Annotated in this window: 15 protein-coding genes and 2 pseudogenes; all 17 read left to right on the forward strand. The window is 32.1% G+C overall.

Annotation, left to right across the window (positions count from 1 at the left end; all coding sequences use genetic code 11):
- The first annotated feature begins 52 nt into the window (after positions 1-52).
- The 17 genes and pseudogenes from EL079_RS01485 (at position 53) to EL079_RS01565 (ending at position 12,698) form a co-directional block, all read left to right on the forward strand.
- Entirely contained in the window at positions 53-244 is a 192-nt protein-coding gene (locus EL079_RS01485) for a transposon-encoded TnpW family protein (protein WP_003031519.1), read from the forward strand.
- Positions 245-340: 96 nt separating this feature from the next.
- Positions 341-769: a VOC family protein gene (locus EL079_RS01490; RefSeq protein WP_003031522.1), complete on the forward strand. Its 429-nt coding sequence runs from the start codon at positions 341-343 to the stop codon at positions 767-769.
- Between the two features lie 20 nt (positions 770-789).
- A pseudogene (locus EL079_RS01495) lies at positions 790-1,109 on the forward strand (TfoX/Sxy family protein).
- Positions 1,110-1,164: 55 nt separating this feature from the next.
- On the forward strand, positions 1,165-1,536 hold the full coding sequence (locus EL079_RS01500; protein ID WP_003030991.1) for an EXLDI protein: 372 nt from the start codon (positions 1,165-1,167) through the stop codon (positions 1,534-1,536).
- Positions 1,537-1,705: 169 nt separating this feature from the next.
- Entirely contained in the window at positions 1,706-2,026 is a 321-nt protein-coding gene (locus tag EL079_RS01505; protein WP_018543545.1) for a DUF3847 domain-containing protein, read from the forward strand.
- A gap of 241 nt (positions 2,027-2,267) precedes the next feature.
- Positions 2,268-3,728 carry a MobQ family relaxase gene (gene mobQ / locus EL079_RS01510; protein ID WP_018543544.1) on the forward strand — a complete coding sequence of 487 codons (1,461 nt, stop codon included), beginning with the start codon at positions 2,268-2,270 and terminating at the stop codon, positions 3,726-3,728.
- Between the two features lie 61 nt (positions 3,729-3,789).
- Positions 3,790-4,209 (forward strand): nuclear transport factor 2 family protein, encoded by a 420-nt coding sequence (locus tag EL079_RS01515; RefSeq protein WP_003030827.1) that lies wholly within the window; start codon positions 3,790-3,792, stop codon positions 4,207-4,209.
- A gap of 12 nt (positions 4,210-4,221) precedes the next feature.
- Complete coding sequence (locus EL079_RS01520) at positions 4,222-4,839, forward strand: SAP domain-containing protein (protein ID WP_003030821.1); 618 nt, start codon at positions 4,222-4,224, stop codon at positions 4,837-4,839.
- A gap of 143 nt (positions 4,840-4,982) precedes the next feature.
- Positions 4,983-5,222: pseudogene (locus EL079_RS01525) on the forward strand (type IV secretory system conjugative DNA transfer family protein); the annotation flags it as partial.
- Positions 5,223-5,274: 52 nt separating this feature from the next.
- Complete coding sequence (locus tag EL079_RS01530) at positions 5,275-6,930, forward strand: recombinase family protein (RefSeq protein WP_003030832.1); 1,656 nt, start codon at positions 5,275-5,277, stop codon at positions 6,928-6,930.
- A 97-nt stretch (positions 6,931-7,027) separates the two neighbouring features.
- Entirely contained in the window at positions 7,028-7,240 is a 213-nt protein-coding gene (locus tag EL079_RS01535; RefSeq protein ID WP_002694906.1) for a helix-turn-helix domain-containing protein, read from the forward strand.
- Positions 7,241-7,253: 13 nt separating this feature from the next.
- Complete coding sequence (locus EL079_RS01540) at positions 7,254-8,108, forward strand: DNA adenine methylase (protein ID WP_009525604.1); 855 nt, start codon at positions 7,254-7,256, stop codon at positions 8,106-8,108.
- Positions 8,101-9,405: a type II restriction enzyme gene (locus tag EL079_RS01545; RefSeq protein ID WP_018543543.1), complete on the forward strand. Its 1,305-nt coding sequence runs from the start codon at positions 8,101-8,103 to the stop codon at positions 9,403-9,405. Before EL079_RS01540 ends, EL079_RS01545 begins: the two co-directional genes overlap by 8 nt.
- 107 nt (positions 9,406-9,512) lie before the next feature.
- Positions 9,513-9,833: a DUF3847 domain-containing protein gene (locus EL079_RS01550; protein ID WP_018543542.1), complete on the forward strand. Its 321-nt coding sequence runs from the start codon at positions 9,513-9,515 to the stop codon at positions 9,831-9,833.
- A 241-nt stretch (positions 9,834-10,074) separates the two neighbouring features.
- Complete coding sequence (gene mobQ / locus EL079_RS01555) at positions 10,075-11,535, forward strand: MobQ family relaxase (protein ID WP_003031942.1); 1,461 nt, start codon at positions 10,075-10,077, stop codon at positions 11,533-11,535.
- A 71-nt stretch (positions 11,536-11,606) separates the two neighbouring features.
- The gene (locus EL079_RS01560; protein WP_003031946.1) at positions 11,607-12,425 is read left to right on the forward strand and encodes a class I SAM-dependent methyltransferase; all 819 of its coding nucleotides are present in this window, start codon (positions 11,607-11,609) and stop codon (positions 12,423-12,425) included.
- 108 nt (positions 12,426-12,533) lie between these two features.
- Positions 12,534-12,698, forward strand: coding sequence for a transposon-encoded TnpW family protein (locus EL079_RS01565; protein WP_003031944.1), 165 nt, complete (start codon positions 12,534-12,536; stop codon positions 12,696-12,698).
- Positions 12,699-12,703 lie beyond the last annotated feature (5 nt).

Here is a 12,703-nt window from a genome sequence, read left to right on the forward strand (position 1 = left end):
GTTTCCTAATCACAGGAAATCTTTTTTTGTGCAAGTCGAAAGGAGGAACTAAATGGCAGAAAATGAGAAAACAGATATTAAAGAAATACAGGCAGAACAACAAGCACTCCACCCAAAGCCTGACGGTATTCTAACAAAAAAGATAAATGGAAAGACCTTTGTAACAGAGATATATTTTGATAAAAAGAGTAAAGAGACATTTCAAGATAAGCTGTTCAAAGTAATATATTCAAAGGGCAAATAGTAGTGAGTAGGGAAATCTGGCAGTAGAAAAAATGCCTAAAAAATGCTATAATATCAATAACTATTAAGAGAGAAATAACGAATTAAGGAGGTAACAATGAACAAAATTACTTGTATTTGTTTAGGTGTTAAAGATATGGAAAAGTCAATCAAGTTTTATAGAGATGGTTTAGGATATAAGACTGATTGCAAAGAAAATAATCCGGCGGTATGTTTTTTTGATACTCCGGGAACAAAGTTCGAACTATTTCCTTTGGAACAATTAGCAAAAGACATTGATGAAAATAATCCGCCAAAAGGAAATGGATTTTTCGGAATTACATTAGCTTACAATGTTGAACATAAAGAAGATGTTAATAGTGTAATTGACTTAGTACGCAATATTGGTGGAACCATTGTAAAAGAACCGCAAGATACTTTTTGGGGTGGATATCACGCATATTTTTCGGATTTAGATGGATATTATTGGGAAGTTGCATGGGGTCCAAATTTCAAGTTTGATGAAAATGGACTATTGAAATTTTAGTAATTAAGGGAGATAGAAAAATGGCTTCAAGTAAAAATATTTAGATTTCATTTTAGAACAACTATCCGAGTTGGAAGAAATAACATATAGATTAATGATGGGCGAATATATTGTTTATTATCGCGGAAAAATTGTTGGTGGAATTTATGATGATAGGTTTTTAGTGAAGCCTGTTAAATCTGCAATAGCATATATGCCAAATGCAAAGTATGAGTTACCGTATGATGGAGCAAAGGAAATGCTATTGGTAGATGATGTTGACAACAAAGAATATTTAACAGGGTTATTCAATTCTATGTATAAAGAATTACCGGCACTAAAAAGAAAAAATGAACGGTAAATCAAAGCGGTATAATATTTTTCTGTATAGGCAACAAGTTTAAGGAGGAAAGATTATGGATTATAAAGAAATAAAGCTTAATGTTTCAAATAATAAAATTAAAGAATATAAGCAATTTGAGGGCTTAAAATTATATTCTGATATTTTTAAATCTGAAGATGAAAAGGTATTGATTAACAAAAGAATATATGTTACAAAAAAACAGAATTATGTTTATTACGAAAGAACAGATGTAAATTGGAATTATTGGTCAAGCGAAAGAAATTATAATTCAACATTTAATCCGGAGAATGATAGTAAACACAACATTATATTTGAAGTTTCATCAGAATTAAGCGATTTTATTAAATATTTGGGAGAAGAAATAATTCGGAAGATTGAATTGAAACAGCACAATGGAGAAATTGTTGAGATATTAGATATTTGATTGTGTTATGAAGAATGAAGCATTGACTGAAAATATAATATCTACTCAAGCACGTAAAATTTCTATTTTTAGTAATATCAATTAAATAAAAAATAGTATAAAAACAGTAAATCAAAAAAGGTTTACTGTTTTTTTATTTGCTAAAAATAGAAAGAGAGGAAACGAGAAAATGAAAAACATTGAAGAAAAAATCTTAATGGCAGATGAAGAAATCAAGCAGTTACAAAATAAAAGAAAAAAACTCATCAGTCAACAGAAACAGGAAGAAAGAAAAAAGAGAGATAAAAGGATATATGAAAAAGGAGCAGTCTTTGAAAGTATATTTATAGAAAGTAAAAATCTAACCAAAGATGAATTTTATCAGTTGATTACATCTTTAATTCGTAAGGAAGAAGCAAATCTCAAAATACAAAAAATTATAGAAAGCAGAGAAGAAACAGAAGTAGAGAATGCAGAAAAAGAAGATGAAGAAACGGAGATAGAGGAATAGTCCCTTGCTTACAAGGGCGCACTTATACACCCTAAAGGGTGCGTGCGTTCTCCGAAGGCTCTTGCAGAGGGCATATCAGCTAACGCTGATACAGGGGAACTACATTCCCCTACGGAAATAAATTTCCTACCCCTTGTGTACTTCCCAAAAGAAATCGGATAAAAAGCTATCCGATTTTTTTAGGAAGTCTTATCTATCGCCACCATAACCATATCGAAAAACGGAAAGGAGGTTTTCTCTTATGGCGATATATCATCTTTGCATAAAGATTATTTCAAGAGGCAAAGGCAAAAGTGCAGTAGCAGCTTCCGCCTATCGTAGTGGCGAAAAGATAAAAAATGAGTATGATGGCGAGGTTCACGACTTTACAAGAAAAGGCGGAATAGCCCATACTGAAATTCTTTTACCGCAAAATGCACCACAGGAATTTTCAGATAGAGGGACATTGTGGAACAGTGTTGAGAAAATAGAAAAAAGTAAAAACTCACAGCTTGCAAGAGAAATTGAAGTTGCCCTACCTAAAGAATTAGACCGAGAAAAACAAATAAATCTTGTAAGAGAATATGTAAAAGAAAATTTTGTAAAAGTCGGTATGTGTGCCGATATTGCCCTACACGATAAAAATGATGGAAACCCACATTGTCATATCCTACTAACCATGCGACCACTAAATGAAGATACAACATGGGGAGCAAAATCAAAAAAGGAATATATCCTTGATGAAAACGGAGAAAAGGTAAAACTTAAAAATGGCAATTACAAAACAAGAAAGATAAATACAACAGATTGGAATGAGCAAGACAAAGCAGAAGAATGGCGAAAAGCATGGGCAGACATTACAAACAAATATCTTGAAGAAAACAGCATACAGGACAAAGTAGATCATCGTTCTTATCAAAGACAAGGCATAGAGCAAATACCGACTATTCATTTAGGAGTATCAGCAACCCAAATGGAGAAGAAAGGCATAGTCACAGATAGAGGAAATATAAATAGAGAAATAAAACAACAAAATGCGATTTTAAGAGAAATTTCAAGAAGAATAAAAGCCTTGTTAAATTGGATAAGAGGAATAGGAAAAGAAGAAAAAGTAGAAAACGAAAATATAAAGTCCACCCTCCCACTCAAAGAAAATTTGCAATCAATCTTTGAAAATCTTATCCGTAAAAATACAGATAAGATTAATACAGACTTAGAGAAATATATTGAGAGTTATCAATTACTCAAAGAAAAAAACATTACAAGTATCAATCAATTAAAAGAGAGCATCACCGATTTACGAGATAAGAACTACAAGACCACAAGAGCCTTAAAAGATACCGAGAAAAAGATTGATGATAGAATACAACTCATAGACCAATCAGAAAAATATTTGAAGAATAAAGACACCTACAAAGTCTATGCAAAATTAAAGAAAAGTAAACAGGAAGATTTTTATAACGAGCATACGGCTGAGCTTATTTTATTTGAAAGTACTAAGAAATATTTGAAAGACCATTTAGGAGAAAGTAAAACCTTAGCCATCAGTAAATGGAAAACAGAAGTTAGCACTTTGAAGAAAGAGAAAAAGAGCCTTTACAATCAAATATTAGAGATAAGAGAAGAAGTAGAACAAGCAGAAAAAGTTAAGACCTGTATAGAGCAGTTACAGGAACAAAAAAGGCAACTATCACAGGTAAAGAGGAATGAGTTAGACCTATAAAATCAATCGGAAAAATGGTATAATTATAAATAGTTATTTGATTTTGGAGGAGCTTAAATTTATGAATGAAAGAGAGAAAATCATTCGTTTATGGTTTGACATGTGGCTTACACAACAAGACTTAGGGATAGATGAAATTTTTTCTGATGATGTAATTTATATTGAGAGTTGGTGTCCTAAGTATGAAAACCGTCAAACAGTAAAGCACTGGTTTAACGAGTGGAATACAAGAGGAATAGTGCTTGCGTGGGATATAAAGCAATTTTTTCATAAGGATAATCAAACTATTGTAGAATGGCACTTCAAAAATAAAATGAATGAGGGGAAAGTTGAAGAATTTGACGGTATTTCTTTGATTGTTTGGACAGTCGATAATAAGATAAAAGCATTAAAAGAGTTTGGCTGTAATTGCAATAACTACAATCCTTATAAAGAGAGTGAAACACCCTTATTTAGAGATGAAAAAGCAAATTGGTTTTGAGGAGATAAAATATTGATAGAAAGTAGACCTGAGTTTGATAAAATTACATCGTTTGATGAATTTAGTAAATACTATTGGTATCGTGAAGAACTTTCACAGATATGCAAGTCATTAGGATTAGAATATAGAGGTATAAAACAAGAACTCAATTATATTATTGAGCAGTACTTTAAGGGCAATTTGATTAAAAAATCATCAATAAAAAATGAAAAGAAACAAGTAGAAACTATTACCTTAGATACGCCATTACTTGAATGTGGGTTCTCCTTTAACACACAATTTAGAGAATATTTTTCAATTTTAACAGATGTTTCACCATTTAAATTTACTGCTGATATGGCTACTGCTTGGAGAAAAATAAAAAGAGAAAATGATTTGAGTTTTACAATTCAAGATATGCTGAAAGTTTATTATGGAAAATCGGATTATGCCAAGTATGATAATTCGGTTTGTCAATGGAATCAATTTTTAAAGGATTTCTGTGCAGATGAAAATAGTTGCAACTATTCAAATAAATTAAAAGTAGCTTCCATTCTTTGGAAAGAAGTAAGAAATTCAAGAAATGAAAAAATTTATTCAAAGAATCTTTTGACTGAATATGCTCATAAAATAAAAGAGTATTGCAAGTAGGATATTTTCAGCTTGATAAACTAACAATTTAATAAAAACTAACACATGAACAGTAAATCAAAAAAGGTTTACTGTTTTTCTCTGCCCAAAAGAAAAAAGCCTTATAGAAAAAGCATCCATATATATAAAAAGGTATTTGACAAAACGCTTCCTGGGGAACTAAAAAAGATATAGAGCCGTATGTGGATGAAAAATTCCAAAACAATATCTTGCTTACTCAAACTGAGCGATTAACCATGAATGGCAGACCAGCTAATCCCAAGTATGCAAGAAATAAAAATGTACTTGTTATAGGTGGTTCAGGATCCGGAAAGACGAGATTTTATGTCAAACCGAACCTAATGCAAATGCACTCATCATATTGTGTTACAGATCCTAAAGGATTAACCTCTTAGGGACAGAGAAAATAAAAAACTTGGAAAGGAGGTAATTCTCATGTCAAATACAAAAAGAACAGGACAAACAGCCCTTTATGAGCGTTTAAGTCGAGATGATGAAATGCAGGGAGAAAGCAATTCCATCACTAATCAAAAGCAACTACTTGAAAGTTATGCGAAAAGAAACGGCTTTGTAAATATCTATCACTATACCGATGATGGAGTAAGCGGAACAACCTTTGATAGAGAGGGATTTCAGAAAATGATAAAAGCAGTAGAAGAAAACAAAGTATCTACTGTGATAGTAAAAGATATGAGTAGGTTTGGCAGAGATTACCTTAAAGTAGGCTTTTACACCGAAATACTTTTCAAAGAAAAGGGAGTAAGGTTTATCGCCATCAATAACGGAATAGATAGCGAAAAACAAGCAGAAAGCGACTTTACCCCATTTCTAAATATTATGAATGAATGGTATGCAAGAGATACCTCAAGAAAAATACAATCCATCTTTAGAGCAAGAATGGAAGAGGGTAAAAGAGTATCACCAAGCGTTCCATACGGCTATTATAGAAATCCTAAGAACAAACAGGAGCTACTTGTTGATAAAGAGAGTGCAAAGGTCGTAAAACGCATTTATAGGCTTGTAATAGAGGGATATGGAGTAACACAGATAGCAGATATACTAACCAAAGATAAAGTCCTTATCCCATCAGCCTATGCCCAAATACATTACCCCGAAAATAATCATAGCTCCAAGAAAAGAGGAATAGACGATCCATATTTTTGGACACCGACCACAGTAGGTTATATTTTAGAAAAAAGAGAATATATGGGACACACTGTACTTGGTAAAACAATATGCCTTGATTATAAGACTAAGAAGCGAAGAAAGGCAAAAGAAGATGAACTCATTATCTTCAAAAATACCCACGAAGCCATCATTGACGAAGAAACATGGAACAACGCTCAACGATTAAGAAAAACAGTAAGAAGAAGTCCAAAGTATGGTACAACCTCACACCCATTTACAGGGCTTTTAATCTGTTCCGATTGTGGAGGAAAGCTAAGCTATCGAGAGCCGGCAGAACATAAAGAAAAGAAATACGATTGTGATTATTGTTTTGTATGCCAACATTACAGACACAGAAAAGGCACTTGCAGTATGCACTATATCAAAGTAAAAACAGTCAATGAGATTCTCCTAAAATCAATCAAAGAGATAACCAACTTTGCAAAAGAAGAAAAGCAAGAATTTCTAAAAGTGATGAACAAGTTATCCGATGAAAAAAGAGAAGAAAAGTATCAAGAAGATACAACGAAATTAGAAAAGTTGTCATCAAGAAACGCAGAACTAACCACCCTCATTACAAAGCTATATGAAGACCACGCACTTGGGAAAATTCCTGTAAAACACTTTGATAGATTATTTAATACCTATGATACAGAGCAACAAGACTTAGAAAAACAAATACAGTATTTTGAACAAGAAATTGAAAGCTATCATCAAAGAAAAGTTGACACCGATAAATTCCTAAAAATGATAGAAAAATATACCAATATTGAAAAACTTACAGTACCTATGATAAATGAATACATTGAAAAAGTTGTAGTCCATGAATCTACAGGAGGAAGAAAAGGCAAATACAGAAAACAACAAGTCGATGTGTATTTTAACTTTATAGGCAACTGTCAAGTACCACAGAGTGAAGAATAATGTATATAATTTTTATGGAAGTAATCATTTGAGATATACTTAAAACTTGCGATTTTGCAAGTTTTTTGTTATAATAAATTATATTTGGAGGTATAAAATGAATGTATCTTATCAACCGCTTTGGAAGATTTTAGAAGATAAAAAAATGAAGAAAAAAGACTTGATTGAGATAGCAAACATTTCAGAGAATTGTGTTGCTAATATGGGTAACAATAAATATGTTTCAATGGCGAATATTAGCCGTATATGCGAAGCTTTAGAATGTACCCCCAATGATGTATTTCAGTTCTGTGCAAGTGATAAAAGATAAGGAGGATAGGACTATGACTAAAAATTCAAGAAAAAAGAATATTGTTCTTTCTCCTGTAGTAAAGTGGGTTGGTGGCAAAAGACAATTATTGAGTGATATAGTTCCGCTTATTCCAAAGACATTTTCTACTTATGTTGAGCCTTTTGTAGGTGGAGGAGCGGTCATATTTGATATTCAGCCTAAAAAGGCAATTATAAATGATTTTAATAGTGAGCTTATAAATATTTATAAAGTAATTAAAGAGAAACCTAATGAATTAATTTTAGCTTTAGAAAATCATGAGCGACTTAATTCAGAGGAATATTTTTATGAAGTTAGGGCATTAGACAGAAATGAAAAATATGGGGAAATAAATGACATTGAGAAAGCTGCAAGAATTATTTATTTGAACAAAACGTGTTACAATGGTTTATTTAGAGTAAATCAAGCAGGTCAATTTAATTCTCCTTATGGTAAATACAAAAATCCTAATATAGTTAATATGCCCGTTGTATTAGCTATGTCGAAGTATTTTAATGAAAACAATATAAAGATAATGAATGGAGATTATAAAAACTCCTTAAAAAATTTAAGGAAAGGTGCATTTGTATATTTTGATCCACCATACATGCCGATTTCATCCTCATCTTCTTTTACAGGTTATACAGAAAATGGATTTGATACGAAACAACAAATTGAACTTAAAGAAGAGTGCGATAAATTAAACTCTAAAGGAGTAAAATTTTTATTATCAAATTCAGATCACCCTTTCATTAGAGAATTGTATAAAGATTATGAAATTATTACTGTAAAAGCAAAGCGTTCAATAAATAGTAATGGTAATAAACGTGGAGAAATAAATGAAGTATTAGTAAGGAATTATGATTAAAATGAATGTGAATGAAGCTTGGAGTAAACTTTTTGAAAAATATGATATTCTCAATAAAATTCAGAGCGAGGGTGCGTTTTTCATTACTGCCAATCAAATAAAAGAATTTAAGGAACCACGATTAATGGCGAAGTGGGACAGTTCTGAAAATTTGCCCAGTATTTTCAAAAAGCACAATATTAATATTTTGCCAATTAGTAGAAACGGATATGTTTTAAGTGATTTTAAGTTGTATGAACCAATTCCTGAATTAGGGGAACATATAACAGAAATGCAAAAAGTTGAAATTCCAGAATATGAAACTATTGATATTGGTAATATATCATCGGAGGCGAATGCGATTAATGTTTTAATGCTTTCAAAAATATTAGATGATTTTTTAGATGAAGATGATAATGTTGCCACATTTAATGGAAGAATGGGAACAGGAATTTTCAGTTTTCGTGTAGATAGACATAGAGGGAGTCCTTTTAAAGTTGACGTAAAAAATGCACAATGTGAAATTGATGGAGGAATGGAAAATAATAATTCCGTTGTTATTTTAGAAGCAAAAAATGTTGTTCATCCGGATTTTCACATCAGACAGCTTTATTATCCGTATAGATTGTGGGCAAGTAAAGTTGTCAAGCCTATTAGACTCGTTTTTTCTATTTATTCAAATCAGATATATAGACTATTTGAATATGTGTTTGAAGATAAAGACAACTATTCATCAATAAGATTAGTTAAATCTAAAAATTATTCTTTACAAGATACAGACATTGCTTTAAATGAACTTTATGATGTGTATTCGGATGTAAAAGTTATTTATGATGATAATCAAAATAATACTAATATTCCTTTTATACAGGCTAATTCTTTTGAAAGAATTATATCACTAATGGAGATTTTATTTGAAGAAAATAAAACCACAGAAGAAATTGCTGAAACTATGGAATTTGATTTAAGACAGTCAGATTATTATTACAATGCTGGTAAGTATCTTGGATTGTTTGAAAAGAAAGATGTTGAAGACGAAGAAAAGATAGTAAAAAAAGTTTCATTATCCAAATTAGGAAAAGATACAGTAAAACTTAGATATAAAGAACGCCAATTAAAATTGGTCAGTTTGATTTTAGAACATGAAATATTTAATAGGCTATTTATAAAAGTTTATAATAGTGGAGAGTTACCTACAAAAGAAGAAATTCAAAATATTATGAGAGAAAATAATGTGTGTAATGAGGGGCAGATAGTTAGACGTTCCAGTTCAGTTTATTCATGGCTTAAATGGATATTTAATTTACAAAACATATAAAACCTAAAAGCATATTTTTATGTAGTACAGACAGAAGTTTATTGTTGAGATAGCAGAAATGTTATCTCTTTTTTGTTGCTCATAATTAAAAAGAAAGGACAAAGAAAATGAAAAATATAGATGAAAAAATTTTAATGGCAGAAGAAGAAATCAAGCAGTTACAAAACAAAAGAAAAAAGCTCATTAGTCAGCAGAAACAGGAAGAGAGAAAAAAGAGAGATAGACGGCTTTATGAAAAAGGAGCAGTATTTGAAAGTATCTTTACCGAAAGCAAGAACTTAACCAAAGATGAATTTTATCAGCTCATTACATTTCCAAATATCAAAGAAGCAGTCAATCAAAAAATCAGAAAAATCATAGAGAAAAGAGAACAAACGGAAGAAGAAAACATAGAAAATCAAGAGGAAGAAATGAACACAGAGGAATAGTCCCTTGTTTACAAGGGCGCACTTATACACCCTAAAGGGTGTGTGCGTTCTCCGAAGGCTCTTGCAGAGAGCATATCAGCTAAAGCTGATACAGGGGAGCTACACTCCCCTACGGAAATAAATTTCCTACCCCTTGTGTACTTCCCAAAAGAAATCGGATAAAAAGTTATCCGATTTTTTTAGAAAGTCTTATCTATCGCCACTATAACCATATCGAAAAATGGAAAGGAGGTTTTTGACTATGGCGATATATCATCTTTGCATAAAGATTATCTCAAGAGGTAAAGGCAAAAGTGTAGTAGCAGCTTCCGCCTATCGAAGTGGCGAAAAGATAAAAAACGAGTATGACGGCATAGTCCATGACTTTACAAGAAAAGGAGGAATAGCCCATACAGAAATCCTATTGCCACAAAATGCACCACAGGCATTTTTAGACAGGGGAACATTATGGAATAGCGTAGAGAAAATAGAAAAGAGTAAAAACTCACAGCTTGCAAGAGAAATCGAAATTGCTTTACCTAAAGAACTAAATCGAGAAAAACAGATTGAACTTGTTAGGGAGTATGTAAAAGATAATTTTGTAAATGTTGGTATGTGTGCCGACATTGCCTTACACGATAAAAATGATGGAAACCCACACGCACATATCCTACTAACAATGCGACCGTTAAATGAAGATACAACATGGGGAGCAAAATCAAAAAAGGAATATATCCTTGATGAAAACGGAGAAAAAGTAAAACTTAAAAACGGCAATTACAAAACAAGAAAGATAAATACAACGGACTGGAACGAGCAAGAAAAGGCTGAGCAGTGGAGGAAAGCATGGGCAGGTATTACAAACAAATATCTTGAAGGAAACAGCATACAGGAAAAAGTAGACCATCGTTCCTATCAAAGACAGGGCATAGAGCAAATACCGACCATTCATTTAGGAGTATCAGCAACTCAAATGGAGAAGAAAGGTATTGTTACAGACAGAGGAAATATCAATCGGGAAATCAGATATCAGAACAAAATATTAAGAGAAATCTCAAGAAGAATAAAAGCCTTATTAAATTGGATAAGGGGAATTGGAAAAGAAGAAAAAGCAGAAACGGAAAACATAAAATCTACCTTCCCACCAAAAGAAAACCTATTATCTGTTTTTGAAAATCTTATCCGTAACAATGCAGATAACTATAATGCAGACTTAGAAAAATATATTGAGAGTTATCAGCTACTTAAAGAGAAAAACATCACTTCATTATCGGAGTTAAAAGGAAATATACTTGCTTTAAGGGATAAGAACTACAAGACTACAAGAGCCTTAAAAGATGTTGAAAAGAAAGTGGATGATAACACCAAACTTATCGAACAAGCAGAGAAGTATTTGAAGCATAAAGACATCTACAAAGCCTATACAAAATTGAAGAAAAGCAAACAGGAAGATTTTTACAACGAACATGTCGCAGAGCTTATTTTGTTTGAGAGTGCTAAGAAATATCTGAAAGAGCATTTAGGAGAAAACAAGACCTTAACAATCAGTAAATGGAAATCAGAACTTATCACTTTGAAGAAAGAGAAAAAGAGCCTATACAATCAAATATTAGAAATACGAGAAGAAGTTGAACAAGCTGAAAAAGTTAAGAACTGTATAGAGCAGTTACAGGTACAAGAAAAACAACTATCACAGGTAAAGCGGAATGAGTTAGACCTATAAAACTAAGTGAAAAAAGTATATAATATTAACTAGTGAAGACAAAAAATAAAATTTGAAGGAGGCGTTTACATTTGGGGAAAATAGAAATGCAAGAGAAAATAAAACCTGTTTTGAACGGCACTGCAGAAACTATGCTTCAAAGTTTTTATGCACGTGCAGAGTATTCACAGAGAAAGAAGCATAAATTCTATGATGCAAAAGCAGTAGAACTTGTAAATAAGATTGATTATGACTTTTCAACTGCAGCAAAAGATCGTACCATGAGTAGTGGTGTAATCGCACGCACACTCGTCTTTGACGAACTGGTCAAAGAATTTATTGGGCGAAACCCGACTGCTACAATAGTGAACATTGCCTGTGGACTGGACACAAGATTTTATCGTGTGGATAATGGTACTATCACTTGGTATAATCTGGATCTGCCTGATGTTATAAATCTCAGAGATCAGATTTTTTTAGAAAGCGGGAGAGTTTCATCTATCAGTGCGTCTGCTTTAGATCCAAATTGGTTCAAGGAAGTAAAAAACAGAGAGAATGTACTTTTTATTATAGAAGGACTGTCCATGTATCTCACTGCTGAAGAAAATGCCAAGATACTTTCTATCATTCATAAAAACTTTGACACCGCTACGGTCATAATGGAATGTATTGCAAAGATGTGGGTAAAACGAGAAGGGGTTGAAAAATCCATTCAGCAAACCGGAGCCAGATTCGTTTTCGGTGCAGACAGCTTTGATGATATAAAGAATATTGCTCAGGGGTTTCATAAGATTAAAGATGACAACATATTACGTGGTATGCGTGTTCTTATGCCTACATTAAAGCTAATCGACTGGCTTCCGATTGCGAGGAAGATCACGCAGAAGATTCTTGTTTTTAGTAAAGATTAAAGCAAACCACAGTTCGCATAACTAACAATTTAATAAAAACTAACACAGAACAGTAAATCATAAAAGGTTTACTGTTTTTTCTTTGTCTAAAATCGGAAAGGAGGACTTATGAAAGAAGAAAAAAGAGAAATACAAGCATCACCCAATAAACAGTTAATAATGGATATTGGAAAGACAAAATATACTGTAAACCTACATTTCAAACAAGGTACAGGAGAAACATACAAGGATAAAATACTGAAGTTAATCAAGAGAGAAACAGAAAAGATATAAATTTG

Origin of the sequence: Streptococcus anginosus (assembly GCF_900636475.1) — a bacterium.
GTDB lineage: Bacteria > Bacillota > Bacilli > Lactobacillales > Streptococcaceae > Streptococcus > Streptococcus anginosus.